A 21,224-nucleotide genomic window follows, 5' to 3' on the forward strand; every position below is an offset into this window, starting at 1 on the left:
ATTTTTGCTAGAATCCCCACATCATTCAACCATACCCGCTCGGAAACTTAATGAACCAGCTGTTTGTAGACAACCTCACCGTTATCGATTTCGCTTACCTGGACCCCACCCGGGGATTAGTGGGGGAAAGCTGGATTGCCGACGTTGTACTGGGAGGCGAGCTTGATGACCAGGGCATGGTATTCGATTTCAGCAACGTAAAGCGCACCATAAAGCGCATCATTGATGAGCGTGTGGATCACAGGCTGGTGATACCCCGCGGTTACGAAGGCCTCTCCTGGAACCAGGATACACCCGACACCTTCACCTGGGCCCTAACTGACGGCAGCCACATAGTGCACCGCTCGCCGGATGAAGCCATCGTATGGCTTTCTGCAGAGCGGGTTGTTCCGTCGGCAGTAGCGGCTCTGCTTGAGCGTGAGCTGATGGCGGTACTACCGGCAAATGTGACTTCGGTGGAAATCAATCTTCGGGAAGAGGAAATTGATGGGGCTTACTACCATTACGTTCACGGTCTGAAAAAGCACCTGGGTAACTGCCAGCGCATAGCACACGGCCACCGCTCACCTATTCGCATCGATCGGAACGGACGCAGAGATTATGACCTGGAGCGCTCCTGGGCCAGGCTTTGGCAGGATATCTACGTGGGGTCTGAAGAAGACGTTGCGCGCAGGCAGGTAGCGGAAAACGGCGTCCCGTACATCACCTTTGAGTACGAGGCCAACCAGGGCGAGTTTGCCCTGACCCTGCCGGAAAAGCGTGTTTATATGATGGCCACTGACACCACGGTTGAATTGATTGCCGCGCACATTGCTGGCCAGCTGAAATCAGAATTCCCTGCCGACACGATCCTTGTGAAAGCTTATGAGGGCGTTGGCAAAGGAGCCCTAGCCTCTCGTTAATGCCGGCCACTCCAGAGGCAAGTGACCAGGGCGCCACCTTCCAAAACTGTGTGTTGCCAGGGATGGCAACACCAAGCCCCCATGGATGGGTTTACGGCGTGTTTTGGAAGGTGGCGCCCTGCTCACGGTTCGCGGCACATAACTAGACTGCCTTTTCCATACAGGCACAAAAAAACCGCCCGAAGGCGGTTTTTTTGATGGCTATCCGGTGGACTAAACCGTCAAGCCGTATTGGCGTCCCCTAGGGGGTTCGAACCCCTGTTGCCGCCGTGAAAGGGCGGAGTCCTAGGCCACTAGACGAAGGGGACTAGAAATTGGTGGAGCCAGGCGGGATCGAACCGCCGACCTCAACACTGCCAGTGTTGCGCTCTCCCAGCTGAGCTATGGCCCCTCAACGGATGCGTATATTAAGGATCCACCCCATGGGCGTCAACCTTTCACCCCACTTTTTTCCAGTTTTCTGAACATCCTTGTCCAGACCGCTTACTTCTTCACCAAAGTGGCTATTAAGCACCCAATGCTGCGTACTCTTTTTCCACTTTCTTCGTTTCTTTCTTGGAGAAACCTCCAAGCACTTCAAGAGCCTGCCGCAAACGCGCTCGGGTCATATCCGGGCCCAGCACATCCATGGAGTCCATAACAGACCAGGAGTTCGGCGTGCCTGCAATTGCAACGAACACAGAGAACATGAAGTCGCCCATTTTCAGATCCATAGCCTTGGCCAGGAATTTTATATCGGCAAAAATTGTGTCCTTACTCCAATGGCGTTGAGCCTCAAGCTTCCACAAAGTAAATTGGAGCACCCGTTTAATCTGGCCTTCTTCCAGTTTGTTGTGAACAAAGTCTTCCGGCTTCAGATTAAGCATGCCCGAGAACATGAACTGCGCCATAGGCGCCACATCAGAGAAGACTTCCGCCCTGCCCTTGATATGCGGCACCAACGCCTTGAGTGCGTCTTCGTTGAACCACCATTGGCGCATGCGTTCAATAAACTGTTCTTCCGTAAGCTCATCACGCAGCCACTGGCCGTTGAGCCAGCGAAGTTTTTCCACATCGAAAACCGGCCCGCCAAGAGAGACACGCTGGATGTCGAAGTTTGCGATCATTTCATCCAGAGTAAACTTTTCGCGCTCATCCGGCATGGACCAACCCATGCGGCCAAGGTAGTTGGTAACGGCTTCCGGCAAGAAACCCATGCGCTCATAGAAATTAATGCTCGTGGGGTTCTTACGCTTCGACAGTTTGCTTTTATCCGGATTGCGCAGTAACGGGAGGTGACACAGCACGGGCATTTCCCAGCCAAAATACTGGTACAGCAATTTGTGCTTGGGCGCAGAGTTAATCCACTCTTCGCCACGCAGCACGTGGGTAATTTCCATCAGATGGTCGTCAACCACGTTAGCCAGATGGTAAGTCGGCATGCCATCTGATTTCAGCAGAATCTGGCAGTCCACCTGTGCCCAGTCTATTTCAATGGTGCCACGGAGCATGTCTTCAATTTCGCAGACGCCCTCATCTGGCACCTTCATACGGATCACGTAGGATTCACCCGCCTCCAGGCGACGTTTCACCTCTTCCTGGGACAGTTCAAGGTTGCCCTTGATGCCAGGGTTCAGGCCTTGCGCCTTGCGCTCTTCACGAATCGCATCCAGCTCTTCTGGCGTACGGAAACAATAAAAAGCATGGCCGGCAGTCACCAGGTCTTCCGCGTACTGAGCGTACGAATGCTTGCGCTCAGACTGGCGATAGGGGCCATGTGGACCTCCCACATCAGGGCCTTCGTCCCAGTTGAGGCCCAGCCAACGCAGTGCCTTGAGGATATCCTGTTCAGATTCCGCAGTACTGCGTGCCTGATCGGTATCCTCAATACGCAAGATAAACTGCCCGCCGTGTTGCCGGGCAAAGCAGAGGTTGAACAGGGCCACGTAGGCGGTACCAACGTGTGGGTCACCGGTAGGTGATGGAGCAATTCGGGTACGTACAGTCATGAAACCTTCCTGAAAATCAGTGGCCGTGTGATAAACCCGGCATTATACCGGCCCGGGCATAATTTCGCATGGCCCCAGCGCATCAATGCACGGCCACCCGCCAAGTCAAATGAGGTTTTGCGAACTTTTAATGTTTGGTGTTACATTATAACGTTTCAACCACATAGTAGGACTCAGATAGCCATGCGCATCGCCAAAACAGCTCTTTCTATAACTCTGAGCGCCAGCGCCCTCCTTTACGGAAGTAACACGCTTGCAGATACCCAGATACTTACCTCCATCAAGCCACTGGAGCTTCTGGTACGCGCAGTTGCGACAGATGACATGCACACAACTACACTGGTACCCCCGGGCTCCAGCCCGCACAACTATTCAATGACACCTTCGAAGCGCCGGGCGCTGGAAAGCGCAGATGTCATATTCTGGGTTGGCCCCGAAATGGAGACGTTTTTGACCCGACTCCTGACAGGCAGTGAATTTGGTGAACGCTCAGTCGCACTTATGAGCTCAGATGTCGAAAGTACAGAAGAAGATCACGACCATGCCCACCATGACGACCACGAAGAACATCACGAGCACGAAGCGCATGACGAACACGAGGCTCATCACGAACAGGAAGAACAAGTCACCCACGATGATCATGGGCATGGGCACGATCATGGAGACGGAGAAGACCCACACATCTGGGTAGACCCCCAAATGGCGATTACCATGGCAGAAAGTATCCGGGATGCTCTGGCCCAACTGGACGGTGCAGACCAAACGACTCTGGATCGTAACCTGGAAAAATTTAAAGCCTCCGTAGCACGGAAAGAAGAGCAAATCCGGAAGCAACTGGAACCCTTGAAGGATATAAGCCTGTTTGCCTATCACAGTGCCTTCACCCCTTTCGGAGAACATTACAACCTGAACGTTGAAGGCGTCCTGACGCTCAACCCGGAACTCTCGCCGGGAGCACGACACATAGCTGAGGTTCAAGAGACGCTGCGGAGTGCCAACCACCCATGCCTGCTGACCGAGCCGCAATTCAACCGTCAGTGGTGGCACTCAGTCACTGAGGGACTGGATGTAACATTCAGCACCTGGGATCCACTGGCGACCGACATAGCTGCAACCGCAAACGGCTACGAGGCTTTCCAGCAAAGCATCGCAGATGCCGTGCTCAAATGCTTACCAGAGAATGCTGAGCATTAATGGAACAGACACCATAGCCAGAAGCGTCTGGCCACTGATTATGCCCGCCATAAGCGGCGCATCACCGCCTAACTGCCTGGCCAGAATATAGGCGGATGTCGCGGTTGGCAGGGTGGCCAGCAACACGGCTACCTGTACAAGGGTGCCTTCAAGCCCGAGCAGAACGGCAAGCCCCATTGCCATCAGCGGAAAAAGCAGCAGTTTGAGAACCGATGACAGAATAAAGGGCGCAGACCCGCCCCGCAGGGCCTTCAATTGAAGCCCTGCGCCAACTGTCATCAGCCCCATCGGCAGCGCAAGATTACTCAAAGGCTCAAGCGTGCCCGCGAGAAGCGGATGAAAGCCAATCTCGAAAAAGCTCCAGACTACCCCTAGGACCGACCCGATAATCAGAGGATTCGACACAATGGCGCGTAGCACCGGCTTGATTCTCAACGGGCCCTGGGTTACCACCAAAGAAAACATAAGAATACACATCAGGTTCAACATCGGCACCATGACGGCGACAGCGATCGCGGTCAGAGAAAGGCCTTCGTCACCCAGCAACATTCCTCCTGCCGCTAGCCCCACATAAGAGTTAAACCGGATTGCACCTTGATAGACCGAAGAAAAGACGGGACCTTCCCAGCGCCAGAAAAACTGCACAACCACTAACAACACAGTCATCGCCACCAACATGGAACCAATCAGCATGGCCGTATCGCCGTAGGCAGAAGCCGGCAGGCGAGCCTGGCCAAGCTTGTACACCAACATGGCAGGAAAGAGCACGTAGTAGGTAAACCGCTCGGCCTGTGGCCAGAACTCAACTGATGGGAATGCCCAGCGCCGGAACAGATGACCTAGCACTATCAGCGCAAAAACAGGCACCAACGCCTGAACCATAACCGGCATATCGAAAACTCCAGCATCAGTGATTTTTACGGGGACCCGTCCGGCTCGTAAGCCAGGCAATCGTCAAGGATATCAGATGGCCCCTAAACCGTCTCCGAACTTGGGCTGACAGAACGTCTCTTGCCGCTGATCATCTCGCCCAGTGGTCAGCCTGAACCGGGCCTGCCAGAATAAATCCCACTAAGCCGCCACATCCGGTTGAGCGCCATATTCAGCATCAGGAAGAACCCATGCACCCCGATCCCAAAACGAAACAGGGTAAAGCAACCCGGATTATTCATAACCGCCGCCATAAAGACAGCCTTGGCAGCCCCTATTCTCCGGTGTACAACACCACCACTTACCGATTTGCGGACACAGACTCGCTGCGAAACGTAATTGAGGGGCATACACAGGGAAATCTTTACACACGCTGGGGCAGCAACCCCACCATCCGGGAGCTTGAACAAGGCCTGGCGAGCCTTGAAGACGCAGAAGATGCACTGGCGTTTGCCTCAGGCATGGCTGCCATTTCAGCAACATTATTTGCTCACGGACGCAGCGGCATCGTCTGTATCGGTGACCTTTACGGCGGCACTCAGGAGCTGCTGATCAATCACCTGCGGCCTCTGGGTATTCCTGTTACCTTCCTGCTGAAGAACGAATGCGAACAACTGGCCAGTGTTCTCAACATGCCCGGCATGCTGGTTTACTGTGAAACCCCGGCCAACCCGACACTGGGCATACTGGATATCCGGAAACTGGCACAGCGAACCCACTCCAGAGGCGCCCTTCTTGCAGTCGATAGTACATTTGCCTCACCAGTGAATCAGCGCCCTCTGCTGCTGGGTGCCGACTTCAGTATCCACAGTGCCACCAAATTCCTGGGTGGCCACAGCGACCTCACCGCGGGTGCCGTTATGGCCTCCGCTGACCACGTCAGACCCATTGCCCAGTGGCGCAAAAACCTCGGCCAGATACTGGCACCGGAAACCGCAGCTCTGCTCTCACGCAGCCTCAGAACCCTACCTGTGCGAGTGCGACAGCATAATGAGAACGCTATGGCAGTAGCCTGTGCGATGCAAAATCACCCGGCAATCAAGCGGGTACTCTACCCGGGGTTACCCGACTTTTCCGATCACAGCCTTGCCTCGCAACAAATGGAGGGGTTTGGCGGGGTATTGACGCTGGAGCTAAAGGGAGGCCGCGAACAGGCTGAAAAAGTGGCCGACAGCCTTAAGGTTTTTCTGTTAGCTACCAGCCTGGGAGGCGTCGAAAGCCTGGTGTCCCAACCCTGCGCCACCAGTCACCACGGCATCAGCCGAGAGGAGCGCGAGCGCCGCGGAATAACTGACGGAATGCTGCGACTGTCTGTTGGGCTCGAAGATGCGGATGACCTGATCGCAGACCTGCAACAGGCTTTGAACCAGTTATAGATCACCATTCTTGAGAAAGTCGCGAAGGGCTGCCGCGTTGTTGTGCTCGGTATCCTTTGCGGCAAAAACAAGTGTTATTCGCTTGTGGGCGTTCACGATCGACTGCAACTCTTTCAGATCATCAGCCGCGTCAGTTTTTTTCAACTCCTTCAGATACCGCTGCTGGAATTCACCCCATTTTTCAGGGTCATGATCAAACCACTTGCGCAAATCGGAAGACGGGGCGAGCCCTTTCAGCCAGGTTTCAAGTTCGGCATCTTCCTTGGCAACACCGCGGGGCCATAGTCTATCGACCAGTATGCGTGGTCCATCGGAACGCGCAGATTCTTCGTAAGCTCTTTTGATTCGAATTTCCATCATCAAGCCTCCGTTCTATTGATCAGACAAGGTCACCCGCGTTCAACTGTTCTACCGAATTTTTACCCAAGAGTGCAAGTGTCAACTCTACCTCGTACCGGAAGTTATCCAGCATCCGGGAGACAGCCTCTTCTCCACCTGCCGCCAACGCATATGCCCATGCGCGGCCTACCAGACAGGCATTTGCACCCAGGCAAAGTGCCCGCACAATGTCTTGCCCGGATTGCACACCGCCATCAAACAGAATCTCGGTTTTTCCTGACACCGCTTCAACAATGCCCGGTAGTGCCGAAATAGTTGAAGGCGCACCATCCAGCTGCCGCCCACCGTGATTAGAGACAACGATTCCATCAGCCCCGACATCCACTGCAGAACGGGCGTCGTCCGGGTCCATAATGCCTTTTATTACCAGCTTGCCTGGCCAATGCTGGCGCACCCAATCCAGATCTTTCCAGGTAACGGATGCATCAAACTGTTGGTCTACCCAGGCCTTGAAGTCTTCAGGGTTGCGACCCGAGGGTACCGCATCGGCGAGATTGCCAAAGGTCAGGGGTTTGCCTTTGATGGCCACATCCCAAAGCCAGAGAGGATGGGAAAGTATGTCGGACAACTTCTGAACTTTTCCCCAGGGAGAAAGCCCCCCATTCATGCCGTTACGCACGTCGCGGTAGCGTACACCGAGCTTCGGAAGATCCACCGTAAACACCAGAGTGGAATAACCAGCCTTGTGTGCACGATTGAGCAGAGCTTCGGAGTAACCCCGGTCTTTCAGTACGTATAGTTGGAACCAGTTATCCGCGCCGGCCGCCCCGGCAACCTCCTCCAGTGAACAGATCGAGACGGTACTCAAGCAAAACGGCACGCCACTGCTCTTTGCTCCGCGTGCAGCCTGAACCTCACCTCGCCGCGCAAGCATCCCGGCAAGACCGACAGGAGCCAACACCAGTGGCAGTGACGCAGCCTGTCCCAGGATCTGCGTTGCAGCCGAAACGCTGGATACGTCCCGCATAACACGCTGACGAAAATGCAGGTTCTGAAAGTCTGCCGTGTTCTCTCTGAGTGTCTGTTCAGAGAAAGCACCACCATCAAAGTAGTCGAACATCATCCGCGGCAAACGAGCTTTGGCAAGCTGGCGGTTATCGGTTGTATTTGCAGGTGTAATCATTGTTATATTTTTTCTCCAGAAGACCACTCAGGGTAGGTTTTCCATTCATCTTTCCAGGCGCCCATTTTCTCCGGTTCCATCGGCCTGGAAATGGCGTATCCCTGTGCATAATAGCAACCAAGGCTAATCAGAAGTTCGCCGTGTTCGCGGGTTTCTACGCCCTCTGCAACAAGCTTCCTGTCAAAGGCATGGGACAATCCGATGATACCTTTAAGAATGGAAATATCGTCCTCATTCGACAGTGCGCCTCTCACAAAACCCTGATCTATTTTCAAGGTCTTCACTGGCAATTGCTTGAGATAGGATAACGACGAATACCCGGTACCAAAATCATCAAGAGAAAAGGTAACGCCAAGGCCCTCACAGCTACAAATAATGCTGCTTGCCTTATCAAGTTCGCCAAGTCCAGCCGTTTCGAGTATTTCGAGGTCAAGCCGTTGCGGAGCCACATGAGGATATCGGGCGAGAATTTCTTCGAGTTTCTCCACGAAGCCCGGCTGCTGGAGATGCATCGCCGCAATGTTAACGCCCACATCAAGATGCAACCCTTCGCTATCCCAGACTGCCATCTGCCTGAAAGCCTCTTCAATAACCCACTCGCCAATTTCAATGTTTAGCGGATGGTGCTCCAGCGCCGGCAAAAAATGAATCGGGCTCAACATACCCTCAACGGGATGATCCCAGCGGATTAGCGCTTCAACACCAATAATCTCACCCGAGCGCATGTTTACCTTGGGCTGGTACGCTAACCAGAACTGATTATCAGCCAGCCCGGTTCGGATATCCGCCAGCAGGAGTTGGCGCTCGGCAGACTGACGCTGCTCACTCGCATCCACGAACAGCCAGCCGCCCTTTTGTTCCTGCTTGGCGCGGAACAGCGCATGATCCGCCTGCCTCAATACTGTATCGGCATCGCAAGCGCCATCATGGGGGAACAGAGCAACACCTGCCGTGAAACCCATTGAGACGCTGTCACCACTCAAAACAAACGGTTGCTCCGCCGTCAGCCTCATGGTGTGGAGCTGGGCCTCGACCTTTCTGCTATCCAGCAGCAACACCACAAACTCGTCTCCGCTGATGCGGGCAAGCTGTCCACCTTGCGCCAGGACATCTGACCAACGCTTCGCAAGCAGGCCAAGGAGCCGGTCGGCATATTCCTCCCCGAAACGAGCATTCACCTTGCCGAAATTATCCAGATCAATAGAGACCAGTGCGACGGACTCAGCCTCCAAATGACTTTGCTGCATGACACTCCGGATTTCCCTGACAATGCCATTGCGATTCATCAGGCCGGTAAGCGGATCTGAATAAGCAAGAAACTGGAGCTGGCGTTCGTGGTCCGAAGCCTGCCTTTCCAGAGCCGCATCAATTTTTTCCCTCTGTAAACCTGCCAGTTCATCCTCGGCCCTGAGCCTCGCCATTTTCTCTCGCATAAGCTGTATCGTGCTGGCGGAGAGCTTGCCGTATATTTCGAGAAAGGCCGAGACCATCACGGAGACCGAACCGCTCAGCTGGCCGTCAACCTCTCTTTTCGCCTCTGACATGGGAACACCGCGTTCAAGCGCCTTGGCTGTCAGGGCCATCCTGCGATCCGACTCAAGGATATGAAACGCCAACCAGCGGGTCAGATAATCGAACAGATCCCCCATTACCTTCTCTTCCGGCTCATTGCTGGAGCGATACATCTGAATCTGCACAAAGAACAGCTGATGACCATCGTGATGGTTTTTTACCATTTCCTCTTGCCCAAGCACCGATTTCCAGATGTCTTCCTCGGTTTTGAAGTGATACGCAGCGTAAGAAAGCAGTTCATCCAGGATATGGCCAAAATCAAGCTCCGACGCACTGGACGCGAAGTGCCAGGCAAGACGGTTCAGGATCTCGACGAGCACTTTGTGCTGATCGTCAATCTTCTCGATACCTGTCTCGAAATTTCGGTTCCATGGAAAAATTTCGAAAGCTGTCGAGTCAGCATCAAACATAATGGGAGGGTCCGACGATGAAAGAAGGTATTTTTCAACAGCATAGCTTATGCAAGTGCACCTTACATCGAGCTTATCCGATTTAAGGTGGGGTGGAACAATCTGGCAGAGGCCTTGGCCAGGCAAGGCCTCCCAAAGGTGTCTGATTAACCCACGTCGGTTGGGCTATCCATTTCAGATCCTTCACTTAAAAACAGTTTCTCCAGATTCAGGAGGCCGTCCTGGATAAGGTCGAAACCCTCGTCTATTTCTGCGCCCAGGGTTTCATTCATCATGCCCAGGGCCACAATCTGTTCCCGCGCTTCGGCATAACCTTTTTCAATTCCAGCCCTTGCCTGCTCCATCAGGCCTGCCAGTGTTTCAAGATCTGCACCGGCGTCTGTCTCTTGCTGCAGGCGATTCTGCACAAAGCCTAGAATCACGCCAGCAACATCAGAAGCGGAAGGAGGCTGCGCCTGCGCAGCGTATTGATCGGCACCCGATACGGCTTTGCTCTGGCCGCCCATGGCTTCCTGCAGTCTCTGCTCCATGCGTACGCGCATAACGTTGATTGCGTCCGCTGGCGTGCGGATCTCAGTCTGTTTATCGACACGTACTTCTGTGGAAACCTGGCCTGCAGGCCTGACCTCACCCGGGCCCGTATTCACTCGACCGGTCACATCCGGCCCGCGACCAATGATTGGCGCTACCATAACTTTCTCCTCCTGAAAGGATGTATATGTAATGGTTATCGGCAGATGCTTACCCGGCATTAAGATCGGTTGGTTATAAATCGACCAAACCACCCATGATTCGCTCTACTTCTTGATCCAGTGCTCATCCACCTGGATGTATTGCCCGGATGGCGTCTTCTCAACCGCTTTCTGGCCAGCAACCGTCTCTACCTTGGTTACTGCAATACCGTGTTTCTCTGCGATGGCCTTGTAGGCTTCGCGCCGGGCATCGTTAATAGCACTCACGATCTCTTTCGCTCTCTGGTCCGAGCTTACAGCAGCCAGATACCCCGCCGGTGTCTCACCCACCAAGCCATCGCTCTTGGCAGATTCGAGGGCATTTTTCGCTTCATCCAGGCTCATGGCCATTGCCGGCAGAGCCAGGCAAAGCGCTAGAATCAGGGCACTGAATCGCGTAAATAACGTCATGTTCAACTCCTTAATAATTCGCTAAATACAGAATGCCAAGACAATCAGAACAGGCCCTTTTCACTGAACAGTTCGTCTACGTCTTTATCAACCTTCACGTAAATTTCATGCTGGATTTTCACGTTCAGGTTCACGGTTATCGGCTCCTTGGGCGCGGCTACCTGAACGGTCGGGGTACAAGCTGCCAGCAGACCACCCATCGTCAGACCCGCACACAGGGCGAACACACACCGGGAACACCTGGAACCAGATTGCGTCATATCGTTTTACTCCTTTGTTAGCCTTCACTCTAACAGGTCGCCTGACCTATGGTCAGGATTTCATTCCCGCTTGTTGAATAACTCTTTGACTCTCTCTGTCACAGCATCGTTCACCTTGCCACTCAGTTGCAGGCTCCGGAGCAGCGCCGGAATGTTCTCCTCCAGATTGATATTCAACACCACCGGCTGGCCTTCACCAACGTTCGGGCTGTTGCCTTTCAGATGAAGCGCCAAAACCAGAGTGCCGTTCTCATCGTAATCAATACCGCTGTCCAGAACCGAGTAACGGAAATCCTCAAGGGCTTGAGCCACCAGCTTCATAGAATCATTCTGGCTGGCGAGCGCCTTCAGCCGTTCGGCCGTCAACTGTAACCGCCCGCCGGGCTCCAGGGCAGCAATGCGTCCACTCTCTACTCTTATCCCGGTCGCAGGGTCGAACAGCACGGGCACGGTGCCGCTTAGAATACCAGTGCCTGCAAGCCCTTCGGTTGGGTATAACTGCAAAAGGTAGGCAAGACTGAGCTCCGTGAGCTCAACAGGAATCGTCACTGGTGCCTGCGCCAGATTCCAGCGGCCCGGCTGAATGCGTACCTTACCGTCCAGGGCATTGGTATTGGCCTGCGCCAACACCAAGGTTCCTGCAGCCAGTTGCGCCAGCGGTGCTTCGTAGGTTCCGGCCAAGAGCAAGGGGCCGATGGGGAGCCCGGAGTTCACCTCCTCCACGGTCAATTCCGGCACGGATATCTTGATGTTGTCTTCCTCCAACCGAAACTCCGCAGAGCCGTTCATTTTGCTCCAGGCTGTTCGATCATAGATACCGCTCCAATCGGTAAAAACAAACCTCCCATCCAGCAGCATCGGACCGGCTTGCGGTTGCTTATATGTGGCATTGGCACTGACCGTGCCGCCCGATACCGTAAGCAGGGATGGCCAGGCTGAAAAAATTCGAGACAGCGCCTCGGCTTCCTGCTTGCCACTCACCCTCGTCTCGCCCTCAAGTGTTAAAAGCCCACTGTATGGAAACTTCAGGTCCAGGTTTATCGTAGCCCCTGCATCGGCCCCCAGAACACCTGCAACATCGGTATGAGCGAGATCGCTTTCAACCCTGCCATTGAACTGCCAGGATTGTGGCAACAATTGCGGATGCCTGACCTCTTTGGCATCCACGCTGACGGGCCCTTCAAGATGTAAACTGTCGAGCTGGCTCTTCTCTATCGCGTAGCTTGCATTCAACGTCGTTTTGCCGAGTTCCGCGCGCAGGCCTTTAAGCAGCGACTCATTCGCAGATGCCAAAGCACTTCCGGAAACCGGCTCTAACCTATCAACCTCAAAAAACGTGGACTCACCAAACCTCAGTGTCCCGCTGTTGGTGTCCAGCTGACCGGTCAGCGCAATTTCCACTCTTGGTTTGGTCAGTCGCCAGCCTGCAACCTCAAGTTCTGGCATTGCTGCATTAAGCTGAGTTTCGCCCAGTTGCATCATCCACGGCGCTTTGGTCGTTACCGAAAGATGGGAACGTAAAGAAACATTTGCGCCGCCACGGCTGTTCAGCTCCACGTTCAGTGGCATTTTCGCCTCAGGCGCTTCTCCCGGAGCTGTAGGTAAGATAGCGGAAAGCGGCGCCAATGCAGGGGCTGGCCGTACCGACAAGGTTAGCGAGTCTGGTTGCATCAGCTCTGGCACCGTTCGGATCCACGCTGCCGGATGGCTCAGCACAAGATCTGCCTGAAGAGTTTCGGGCTGCCATCGGCCCTGATTTGCCTTCAGAGCGACTTCCAGATTGCCTCCGATCGTTCCCACCCCGGGCGCAGGCCAGGGCTGCGGTAGTTGTGCCTGAACCTTGGCGCTCCCCGTTACATACGCCAGAAAGTTCTCGTCGCCCGGGCCCTGCAACTCCCAGCTGGCTTCCATAGACCCGGTTTCAGGTTGTTCCGGCCACTGATCCGCGGGAATGCTCTGCCAGGTTTGCAGCCAGGCCAGTAACCAGTCGGTCTGCGGTAAATCGGGTACCGCCACTGAGCCGCGCCAGGACACCAGGCCGTTAACGCCCTGTTTCAGGTAGCCAGACGTTGCAGACAGGTAGCGAGTGCCATCAATCGCCAGCTCTGCAGATAAATCCAGATCCGTATCCCAGACACCATCAAGCGTGGCCAGCAAAGCGACCTGATGGCCGTCATGGTCAAGGTGTACACTGGCAGTGACTGGAACCAAACCGGATTCAGGGCCGGTAATCGACAGGCCTCCGGTCAGAGGACAACGCCCTGCTTCACACGGCAGAGTCACCCTAAACTGCTGAACAGTGATTTCCGAAGGTAACCAGCTGGGCATTTCTGGCGGCCACTGATTCTCTTCTTGCTGGCCACCGGCAGATTGTTCTCCGGGTTTCGTGTGCCAATCCAGCTCAAGATACCCTGCCGTCAGCGCCGTTAGTTGTGGCAGCCACCCCTCTCCCCATTCAGGGCTCCTCCACCCCAAATTCAGCTCCCTGCTTTTCAATTCAAGTTTTCGCGTCGGCAAGGACTGCACGAGTTCCAGTTCACGCACAGACACGCCACTGAACGAAAGGCGCAGCCCCTGCCATTCAAGCGTTTCAATGCCATTCTGTTGCAGCGTCTCGTTCAAGAGATGGCGGGCGGCCAGAATGCCGGACAGTATGGTGAGCACCAATACCGCGAATATTCCCCATCCGATCGGTTTCCATGCAATGCGCATTGCGGGCTATCTCCTGACCCGTTACCGGTTTTATATGAATCCTACCGTACATTGGTTGATATAACTGAAACAGTTACAGTATCGGCATCTGTTGAGCAGGAAACGCATATTCCATGACAATCTCAGACATTGATTTCGGGCAGCTATACCGCGACCAGATGGCTCAGGCCGGCGGCAGAGAAAAGCCCCCCAGCGCATGGGATGCCAAAGCGGCCAGCATGCCGAAAACGCCCATCGACAGCCCCTACAGTCAGGCATTTATCGACCTCACAAACCTAAGCGGTTGCGACACGCTGCTGGACATGGGTTGCGGCACAGGCGCCATCGGGCTGGCACTGGCGCCTAAAATGAAGCAGGTTACGGGCGTGGACTACAGTGCAGGAATGTTGCAGGCTTTTCAGGACAACGCTCTTGCGCTCGGCCTTAACAATACCCGCACGATTCAATGCGCCTGGGAAGACAGCTGGGATAACATCCCCCAGTGCGACCTGGTGATCGCCTCCCGCTCAACGGCGGTGATGGACATGGCGGATGCCCTGCAAAAACTCGATCAAACAGCCCGCAAACGGGTCTGCCTCACCAATCTTGTTGGCGGCAGGTTCATCGACCGCAGCCTTCACAAAGCCATTGGCCGGGAAGTGTGCCCAATACCGGATTATATATATATCCTGAACATTCTCTATCAGATGGGGCGTTACCCCCGCCTGGATTATATTGAAGCAAGAGGCCGTCTTGCGGGAGCGGCGAATGTTGATGAGTTTTTGGCAAAAGCGGAATCCGCTCTGGGCCAGTTGAGCGATACTGAAAAAGAACGTTTGACAGGCTGGTATCATGCAGACCCAGAGCGTGCGCATCGTGGCGGAGAGGATTTTAGATGGGCATTTGTTTCATGGGATACGGATCATAACTGACTTTGCCCGGGCCACCTCGCTCCCTTTGTGTAAAGAGTATTGCCTGCCGGCACCCCAAAGAGTACCGGCAGAGTTGAATCACACCAGGTTATAAAGAAACACGATCGCGATACCCGCCGGTGTCACAAATTTCAGCACAAACATAAAGGCCTTGAAGGCACCACCTTTCAGACCAACATCCTCAGCCAGCCCTTCGCGACGGATAACCCAGCCCGCAAACAGGGCAATCGCAAGCCCACCCAAAGGCATCATGAGGTTGGAGACCAGAAAGTCGAGCAGGTCGAATACCGTTTTACCCTCGAAAAAGCCGAGGAAGCCCAGGGGATGCACATCACTCCAGAGGTTGAAGGACAATACAGTGCCAATACCAATGAACCAGACAGCAAGTCCTCCGCCTACGGCGCTTTTGATCCGACTTGCACCCTTGTGTTCTTCCAGCCATTCAACAACCGGCTCCAGCATGGAAATGGCCGAAGTGATAGCGGCTACAAACAAAAGCGCGAAAAAGATAGCGCCAAAGACAATGCCGCCACTCATCTGACCGAACGCCAGGGGTAGAGTCACGAAAATCAGCCCCGGCCCGGCGCCCGCCTCAAGGCCGTTGGCAAATACCAGCGGGAAAATGGCAAGCCCTGCAAGCAAAGCCACGCTGACATCCAACACCGCAATAGTCATGGCAGTTCTGGCGATGTTGACGTTTTTGGGCAGATAAGAGCCATAGGCCATCAGCACGCCAATACCAATACTGAGCGTAAAAGCAGCATGACCAAGGGCGACCAGAACACCTTCAGCGGTAAGGCGGCTGAAATCCGGTGAAAACATGAAGCTGACAGCACGACCAAAGCTGCCGCTGCTCATGGCATAAAACACCATCACAATCAGCAGAACGAACAGCAATGGCATCAGCATATTGACCGCTTTTTCCAGGCCAGACCGAATGCCCCGCCCCACAATAAACACCACAATAGCCATGAAGACCGTATGCCAGAGCAACAATTCCCAGGGATTCGCCAGCAAATTATTGAACTGCCCGCCGATAGCTTCTGCATCCGCGCCAACGAACAGGCCAAACGCTGCTTTTCCGATGTAAACCAGAGACCAGCCGCCGATTACCGCATAAAAAGAAAGCACCAGGAAAGAAGCAACCACACCGTTCCAGCCGATAATGCGCCAGCTTTTAGATGCGTTCTCGGTTTTCGTCAGGGAGCGCATGGTTGCAATTGGGCTTTGACCGCCACGGCGGCCGATCATGATTTCTGCAATAAGCACCGGCACACCGATCAGAAAAATACAGGCGAGGTAAACCAGAACAAAAGCACCGCCTCCATTTTCACCCGTGATATAGGGAAACTTCCAGATATTACCCAGCCCGACGGCAGAGCCGGCAGCAGCCAGAATGAAGGCCATTTTAGAGGTCCAGAGGTTACTGGCCTGCTGGTGGGGATGAACCGATTCAGTCATTGCGTTCTCCGAATAGTTGTTTTTGTCGGATCGTCATAATGTAGAGCCTCTGAGAAAGAGGCTCTGATTGAATACTTAAAAGGGGGAGCGGGCTGCTACATGACGCTGCGTATGGCGCTGGCAACTTGCGGCAACACCCGTTCATTCAGACCAGCCACGTTCACACGACTGCTTTCCAGCATGTATATGCCGTGTTCTTCCCGCAGCCGGCCAACCTGTTCCGGAGTGATGCCAAGAAACGAGAACATACCCCGCTGCCGTGAGATAAAGCCAAAATCACCCACAGGCGCCAAGGCATCCGCAAAGGCATGCCGCAGGCCCAGAATTCGCTCGCACATGCCACCCAGCTCAAGCTGCCATTCGGCGCGCAATACGTCATCGTCCAGAATGGTTTCAACGATCGCTGCACCATGGGCCGGCGGCATGGAGTAGTGGGCGCGAACAACGCTCAGCAGCTGGCGGGTTGCCGCCTTGTTAATGGCCTCGGTAGCCGAGATTAACACCAGGCCCCCCGTGCGCTCCCGGTACAAGCCAAAGTTCTTGGAGCAGGAGGCAGCAACCACCATTTCCGGAACCTGGCCAGCCAGATAACGCAGGCCTGCGGCATCTGCATCAAGCCCTTCGCCCAAGCCCTGGTAAGCCATATCCACAAAGGGCAATAGCCCCTTACGCAGGATCAGTTGGGTAACGGCTCTCCATTGATCAAACGTAAGATCCGCGCCGGAGGGGTTGTGACAGCATCCGTGAAGCAGAACCACATCCCCCGCTTCGGCACTCTCCAGAGTGTCGAGCATGGCGGAGAAATTTACCGTTAATGTCTCTCGATTGAGATAGGGATATTCGCGAATTTTCAGGCCGGCGCCGCCCAGCAATGGCATGTGGTTCGCCCAAGTGGGCGTGCTGACCCAGACCGTGGTGTCCGGCTGGCACAGCCGCAGAAACTCCGCCGCCATGCGTAAGGCTCCGCAACCGCCCGGCGTTTGAATCACCGACGTGCGGCCATCGCGAATCAGACTGTTGCTGCCTCCCAGAATAAGACGCGCCATGGCATCATTGAAGCCTGCCGCTCCGGCTGGGCCGACATAGCTCTTGGTGGTTTCACCCTCAAGCAGACGCCGCTCTGCCTCATGAACCGCAGTCATAATGGGCGTATTGCCTTCGTCGTCCTTGTAGACCCCGATCCCCAGATCTACCTTGTCGGGCCGGGTATCCGCACGAAACGTCTGCATCAATTGCAGAATCGGGTCCTGAGGTAACTGTTCAAGCGCCTCAAACATGGTCGGCCTCCTTGTGGTCTGCCTGGCTGGTTCGAATCAGTGTCGGCCGGCCGGTATTCAGCGCTTTGATCAGCTGTGAGTGTTTTTCCTGAACAGCTTCAGCCGCCTGTTCACGCACCGGTCCATAGCCCCGGATCTCGCTGCCCAGTTCCGCCAGCTGCAGGAAGGTATCGTAATTGCTGGCGTCCAATTCACTGACAATCCGCTCCACCAGTTGCTGGTACTCTTTCAGCTGGGCGCGGTCCATCTTGCGATCGGCTGAATAGCTGAACGGATCGACAGGCGTTCCACGCAGCACGCGGAACTTTGCCAGCAGCCTGAATACCCGGAACATCCAGGGGCCAAACTGACGCTTCCTGGGCCGGCCCTGGGCATCAGTGCCCCGGTTCATGATGGGCGGCGCCAGATGGAAGTGAACCTTGAAGTCACCTTCGAAGGTGTTGTTCACTTCCTTCATGAAGTCGGTTTCGGCGAACAGACGGGCCACTTCGTATTCGTCCTTGAACGCCATAAACCGATACAACTGCTGCGCCACAGCGCGGGTCAGCAAATTATTGGTCTCACCCAGCTTTTCCTCTGCTTCACGCACCTGTTTTACAAGCGTGGTATAGCGATCTGCCCAGCGACGGCTCTGATAGCCCACCAGATGTTTATGGCGAATGTTGATCAGCTCATCCAGGCCAGGCTCAGCTTTTACTTCTTCTACTCTCGCCTCACCGGTATTCAACAGGTCGGTGATAACCTTCACGTCTGTCGCCGCAACCCGGCCCCAGCCAAAGGCTTCCTTATTGCGCTCGACGGCAACGCCATTCAGCTCAATGGCTTTCATCAGCGCAGCCTGCGACAGCGGCAACAAACCCCGCTGCCAGGCAAAGCCCAACATCATCACGTTGGAGAACACGGTGTCGCCCATCAGCTTCTCGGCGATGCCGTTAGCATCCAACCGCGCGAAATTGTGATCACCGACCGCGTCACGGATCAGGTCCAGACGCTTTTCAGATTTCATGTCCGCATCGCGGAACAGCACGTAATCACCGGTAGGCAGTTCCGCTTCGTTGGCAACCACACGGGTATGATCCGGGCGCAGAACGCTCAGCGCTTTCTGGGACGATGCAACGACAAGATCGCAGGCAATCACTGCATCTGCCTGGCCCTGACTGATCCGGACCTGGTGCAGTTTATCCGGGGAAGGCGCCATGCGAACGTAACTGAGAACCGTGCCACCCTTCTGGGCAAAGCCAGTGAAATCCAGCACCGAAGTACCCTTGGCTTCAAGGTGCGCCGCCATGGTGATGAGCTGCCCTACGGTTACGACACCTGTGCCACCAACGCCACCCACCAGCACATCGTAGGAGCCTGAGAGCTCTGGCCGAGCTGGATCTGGAATATTCGCGAGTTTGCCTGTGAGAACAGAACCGGTATCCATACCCCGGGATTTGCGCAACTGGCCGCCTTCGATGGTGACAAAACTCGGGCAGAAGCCGTTAACGCAGGAATAATCCTTGTTGCAGGAGGACTGGTCGATCTTGCGTTTGCGACCCAGCTCCGTCTGGCGCGGCACCACAGAAAGGCAGTTCGACTGCACGGAACAGTCGCCGCAGCCTTCGCAAACGTGATGGTTAATAAACGCCCGCTTGGCGGGATCCGGGTACAGATTCCGCTTACGCCGGCGACGCTTTTCCGCAGCGCAGGTCTGATCGTAAATCAGTACCGTGCAACCGGAAATGTCGCGCAGCTCTCGCTGCACCTTATCCAGCTCTGAACGGTCGTGGAAGGTTACGTCATCCGGGAAGAGTTTCTTGTGGCCATCGTACTTTTCCGGCTCATCACTGAGCACCACAACCCGGCGCACACCTTCTGCGGCAACCTGCTGCGCAATCATCGGCACGGTAATCTGACCGTCCACAGGCTGACCACCGGTCATGGCGACCGCATCATTGAACAGAATCTTGTAGGTGATGTTGATGCCGGCAGCAACGGCCTGGCGAATGGCCATGGAGCCCGAATGGAAATAGGTGCCCTCCCCCAGATTCTGGAACACGTGAGGATTACCGGTGTAACGGCTCTTGCCGATCCAGTTGACCCCTTCGCCACCCATCTGGATCAGGGATTCCGTGTTGCGGCCCATCCAGGAAGCCATGAAGTGACAACCGATCCCGGCCAGTGCCTTGCTACCTTCCGGCACTTTGGTGGAAGTATTGTGAGGACAACCTGAACAGAAATACGGCAGACGCTTTACGCCACCCGGATCCTGAGCGTTGCTCATGCTGTTGATGGCCATCAGGCGTTCATTGTAGTCCTCGCCGAAAAATCGCCCAAGGCGGGCGGCCAGAAAACCGGCGACTAATTTGGGGCTCAATTCGCCAACATAGGGAATCAGGGGCCGGCCCAGCTCGTCCTGTTTACCGGTAATCAGAACCTCGCCGGGGCGATCCGGCTCAGACATAGCTTCCTTGATCTGGCTCTCGATAATGCCCCGTTTTTCCTCGATAACCAGCACTTCTTCCTTGCTATGAACAAAGTTGAGCATGCCCCGGCGCTCGATTGGCCACACAAGACCTACTTTGTAGATATCCAACCCCATCTCACGGGCACCGTGTTCATCAATGCCCAGCAGGTCAAGCGCTTCGAGTAGATCCAAATGGCCTTTGCCGGTGGTGACAATGCCGAAGCGCGCCTCAGCATTATTGAACAGGCAACGGTCGATAGGGTTGGCCCGGGCAAACGCCTGCACAGCCGCCAGTTTGTGCTCGATGCGGGTTTCCAACTGCGGGCCCGGCAGGTCTGGCCAGCGATAGTGCAGACCGGTTTCAGGCGGAGTGAAATCGTCCGGGGTAACAAACTCAGGCAGCGGCGGCAGCTCAACCGAGGCAGCGCTTTCTACCGTTTCCGAAACTGCTTTAAAACCCACCCAACAGCCACTGTAACGGGACAATGCAATACCCCAGAGGCCAAAGTCCAGATACTCGGCAACGTTGGCCGGATTTATTGTGGGCATGAAAAAGCTCATGAATGCCACATCAGACTGGTGCGGCATAGAGGAAGACACACAACCATGGTCATCCCCGGCAACCACCAGCACACCACCGTGGGGCGAACTGCCGTATGTGGTGCCATGCTTCAGCGCATCACCGGCGCGATCAACTCCTGGCCCCTTGCCATACCAGATCCCGAACACGCCATCCACCTGGCGGTCGTCATCGGTTTCTACCTGCTGAGTCCCCAACATTATGGTTGCTGCAAGGTCTTCATTGATGGCAGGCACAAAGTCGATGCGACTCTCGTCAAGGTAGTTTTTCGCCTGCCACAACGCCTGATCGTATGCGCCCAGGGGCGACCCCCTGTAACCACTCACCATGCCCGCGGTTTTCAGGCCCAACTTGCGATCGAGGGCAGCCTGCATCAAAGGTATGCGCACCAGTGCCTGGGTGCCTGTCAGGAATACCCGCCCTGAGTCTCTGAGGTATCGGTCTTCAAGGCTGTAATTGTCGAGTTGAGAATTGTCTGGTCGAGAGAGATCGGCGGACATGACGCCCTCCTTTTTGTCGATTTTATAACCAAAATTCT

General features: G+C 55.0%; 16 protein-coding genes and 2 tRNA genes. 4 read left to right on the forward strand and 14 right to left on the reverse strand.

Annotated features, from left to right (window positions below; all coding sequences use genetic code 11):
• The first annotated feature begins 50 nt into the window (after window positions 1–50).
• Complete coding sequence (locus Q4606_RS07205; RefSeq protein WP_303593414.1) at window positions 51–902, forward strand: 6-carboxytetrahydropterin synthase; 852 nt, start codon at window positions 51–53, stop codon at window positions 900–902.
• Between the two features lie 232 nt (window positions 903–1,134).
• Here Q4606_RS07205 and Q4606_RS07210 read toward each other — a convergent pair.
• The 3 genes from Q4606_RS07210 to gltX all read right to left on the reverse strand — a co-directional run bounded on the left by Q4606_RS07210 (window position 1,135) and on the right by gltX (window position 2,890).
• Window positions 1,135–1,210 (reverse strand) — tRNA-Glu (locus Q4606_RS07210).
• A gap of 7 nt (window positions 1,211–1,217) precedes the next feature.
• Window positions 1,218–1,293 (reverse strand) — tRNA-Ala (locus Q4606_RS07215).
• A 115-nt stretch (window positions 1,294–1,408) separates the two neighbouring features.
• Window positions 1,409–2,890: a glutamate--tRNA ligase gene (gene gltX / locus Q4606_RS07220; RefSeq protein WP_303607109.1), complete on the reverse strand. Its 1,482-nt coding sequence runs from the start codon at window positions 2,888–2,890 to the stop codon at window positions 1,409–1,411.
• Between the two features lie 183 nt (window positions 2,891–3,073).
• Here gltX and Q4606_RS07225 point away from each other — a divergent pair, with 183 nt between their 5' ends.
• Window positions 3,074–4,084, forward strand: coding sequence for a zinc ABC transporter substrate-binding protein (locus tag Q4606_RS07225; RefSeq protein WP_303607110.1), 1,011 nt, complete (start codon window positions 3,074–3,076; stop codon window positions 4,082–4,084).
• Here the strand turns inward: Q4606_RS07225 and Q4606_RS07230 are convergent.
• Complete coding sequence (locus Q4606_RS07230; RefSeq protein ID WP_303607111.1) at window positions 4,061–4,975, reverse strand: AEC family transporter; 915 nt, start codon at window positions 4,973–4,975, stop codon at window positions 4,061–4,063. The two genes, Q4606_RS07225 and Q4606_RS07230, sit on opposite strands and share 24 nt — an antisense overlap.
• A 230-nt stretch (window positions 4,976–5,205) precedes the next feature.
• Here Q4606_RS07230 and Q4606_RS07235 point away from each other — a divergent pair, with 230 nt between their 5' ends.
• The gene (locus Q4606_RS07235) at window positions 5,206–6,390 is read left to right on the forward strand and encodes a PLP-dependent aspartate aminotransferase family protein (protein ID WP_303607112.1); all 1,185 of its coding nucleotides are present in this window, start codon (window positions 5,206–5,208) and stop codon (window positions 6,388–6,390) included.
• On the opposite strand, the gene Q4606_RS07240 is transcribed toward Q4606_RS07235, so the two are convergent.
• From Q4606_RS07240 to Q4606_RS07270, 7 genes are all read right to left on the reverse strand, one after another.
• Window positions 6,385–6,750: a DUF488 domain-containing protein gene (locus Q4606_RS07240; RefSeq protein WP_368496918.1), complete on the reverse strand. Its 366-nt coding sequence runs from the start codon at window positions 6,748–6,750 to the stop codon at window positions 6,385–6,387. The two genes, Q4606_RS07235 and Q4606_RS07240, sit on opposite strands and share 6 nt — an antisense overlap.
• Before the next feature lie 19 nt (window positions 6,751–6,769).
• Entirely contained in the window at window positions 6,770–7,912 is a 1,143-nt protein-coding gene (locus Q4606_RS07245; protein ID WP_368502310.1) for an L-lactate dehydrogenase, read from the reverse strand.
• Between the two features lie 2 nt (window positions 7,913–7,914).
• A complete protein-coding gene (locus Q4606_RS07250) occupies window positions 7,915–9,894 on the reverse strand; it encodes an EAL domain-containing protein (RefSeq protein WP_303607113.1) in 1,980 nt (659 codons plus the stop codon).
• A gap of 146 nt (window positions 9,895–10,040) precedes the next feature.
• Window positions 10,041–10,586, reverse strand: a complete 546-nt coding sequence (locus tag Q4606_RS07255; protein ID WP_303607114.1) for a DUF5610 domain-containing protein — start codon at window positions 10,584–10,586, stop codon at window positions 10,041–10,043.
• 105 nt (window positions 10,587–10,691) lie between these two features.
• A complete protein-coding gene (locus Q4606_RS07260) occupies window positions 10,692–11,036 on the reverse strand; it encodes a YdbL family protein (RefSeq protein ID WP_303607115.1) in 345 nt (114 codons plus the stop codon).
• Between the two features lie 44 nt (window positions 11,037–11,080).
• Complete coding sequence (locus Q4606_RS07265) at window positions 11,081–11,236, reverse strand: YnbE family lipoprotein (protein WP_303594333.1); 156 nt, start codon at window positions 11,234–11,236, stop codon at window positions 11,081–11,083.
• A 120-nt stretch (window positions 11,237–11,356) separates the two neighbouring features.
• Entirely contained in the window at window positions 11,357–14,008 is a 2,652-nt protein-coding gene (locus Q4606_RS07270) for a YdbH domain-containing protein (protein ID WP_303607116.1), read from the reverse strand.
• Between the two features lie 113 nt (window positions 14,009–14,121).
• On the opposite strand from Q4606_RS07270, the gene Q4606_RS07275 reads away from it, so the two are divergent.
• Window positions 14,122–14,919, forward strand: coding sequence for a methyltransferase domain-containing protein (locus Q4606_RS07275; RefSeq protein WP_303607117.1), 798 nt, complete (start codon window positions 14,122–14,124; stop codon window positions 14,917–14,919).
• Between the two features lie 78 nt (window positions 14,920–14,997).
• Here Q4606_RS07275 and Q4606_RS07280 read toward each other — a convergent pair whose 3' ends face one another.
• The 3 genes from Q4606_RS07280 to Q4606_RS07290 form a co-directional block, all read right to left on the reverse strand.
• Complete coding sequence (locus Q4606_RS07280; protein ID WP_303607118.1) at window positions 14,998–16,380, reverse strand: sodium-dependent transporter; 1,383 nt, start codon at window positions 16,378–16,380, stop codon at window positions 14,998–15,000.
• 95 nt (window positions 16,381–16,475) lie between these two features.
• Window positions 16,476–17,657 (reverse strand): amino acid aminotransferase, encoded by a 1,182-nt coding sequence (locus Q4606_RS07285; protein ID WP_303607119.1) that lies wholly within the window; start codon window positions 17,655–17,657, stop codon window positions 16,476–16,478.
• The gene (locus Q4606_RS07290) at window positions 17,650–21,186 is read right to left on the reverse strand and encodes an indolepyruvate ferredoxin oxidoreductase family protein (protein ID WP_303607120.1); all 3,537 of its coding nucleotides are present in this window, start codon (window positions 21,184–21,186) and stop codon (window positions 17,650–17,652) included. The genes Q4606_RS07285 and Q4606_RS07290 overlap by 8 nt, the downstream gene beginning before the upstream one ends.
• Window positions 21,187–21,224 lie beyond the last annotated feature (38 nt).

Origin of the sequence: Marinobacter sp. 1_MG-2023 (genome assembly GCF_030549045.1) — a bacterium.
GTDB lineage: Bacteria > Pseudomonadota > Gammaproteobacteria > Pseudomonadales > Oleiphilaceae > Marinobacter.

Excerpts from the sequence above, each read along its gene's own strand:
- Q4606_RS07260 (WP_303607115.1), bottom strand. The coding sequence starts at position 11,036 with ATGACGTTATTTACGCGATTCAGTGCCCTGATTCTAGCGCTTTGCCTG.
- gltX (WP_303607109.1), bottom strand. The coding sequence starts at position 2,890 with ATGACTGTACGTACCCGAATTGCTCCATCACCTACCGGTGACCCACAC.
- Q4606_RS07230 (WP_303607111.1), bottom strand. The coding sequence starts at position 4,975 with ATGCCGGTTATGGTTCAGGCGTTGGTGCCTGTTTTTGCGCTGATAGTG.
- Q4606_RS07290 (WP_303607120.1), bottom strand. The coding sequence starts at position 21,186 with ATGTCCGCCGATCTCTCTCGACCAGACAATTCTCAACTCGACAATTAC.
- Q4606_RS07245 (WP_368502310.1), bottom strand. The coding sequence starts at position 7,912 with ATGATTACACCTGCAAATACAACCGATAACCGCCAGCTTGCCAAAGCT.
- Q4606_RS07235 (WP_303607112.1), top strand. The coding sequence starts at position 5,206 with ATGCACCCCGATCCCAAAACGAAACAGGGTAAAGCAACCCGGATTATT.
- Q4606_RS07205 (WP_303593414.1), top strand. The coding sequence starts at position 51 with ATGAACCAGCTGTTTGTAGACAACCTCACCGTTATCGATTTCGCTTAC.
- Q4606_RS07270 (WP_303607116.1), bottom strand. The coding sequence starts at position 14,008 with ATGCGCATTGCATGGAAACCGATCGGATGGGGAATATTCGCGGTATTG.
- Q4606_RS07275 (WP_303607117.1), top strand. The coding sequence starts at position 14,122 with ATGACAATCTCAGACATTGATTTCGGGCAGCTATACCGCGACCAGATG.
- Q4606_RS07255 (WP_303607114.1), bottom strand. The coding sequence starts at position 10,586 with ATGGTAGCGCCAATCATTGGTCGCGGGCCGGATGTGACCGGTCGAGTG.
- Q4606_RS07280 (WP_303607118.1), bottom strand. The coding sequence starts at position 16,380 with ATGACTGAATCGGTTCATCCCCACCAGCAGGCCAGTAACCTCTGGACC.
- Q4606_RS07285 (WP_303607119.1), bottom strand. The coding sequence starts at position 17,657 with ATGTTTGAGGCGCTTGAACAGTTACCTCAGGACCCGATTCTGCAATTG.
- Q4606_RS07250 (WP_303607113.1), bottom strand. The coding sequence starts at position 9,894 with ATGTTTGATGCTGACTCGACAGCTTTCGAAATTTTTCCATGGAACCGA.
- Q4606_RS07265 (WP_303594333.1), bottom strand. The coding sequence starts at position 11,236 with ATGGGTGGTCTGCTGGCAGCTTGTACCCCGACCGTTCAGGTAGCCGCG.
- Q4606_RS07240 (WP_368496918.1), bottom strand. The coding sequence starts at position 6,750 with ATGATGGAAATTCGAATCAAAAGAGCTTACGAAGAATCTGCGCGTTCC.
- Q4606_RS07225 (WP_303607110.1), top strand. The coding sequence starts at position 3,074 with ATGCGCATCGCCAAAACAGCTCTTTCTATAACTCTGAGCGCCAGCGCC.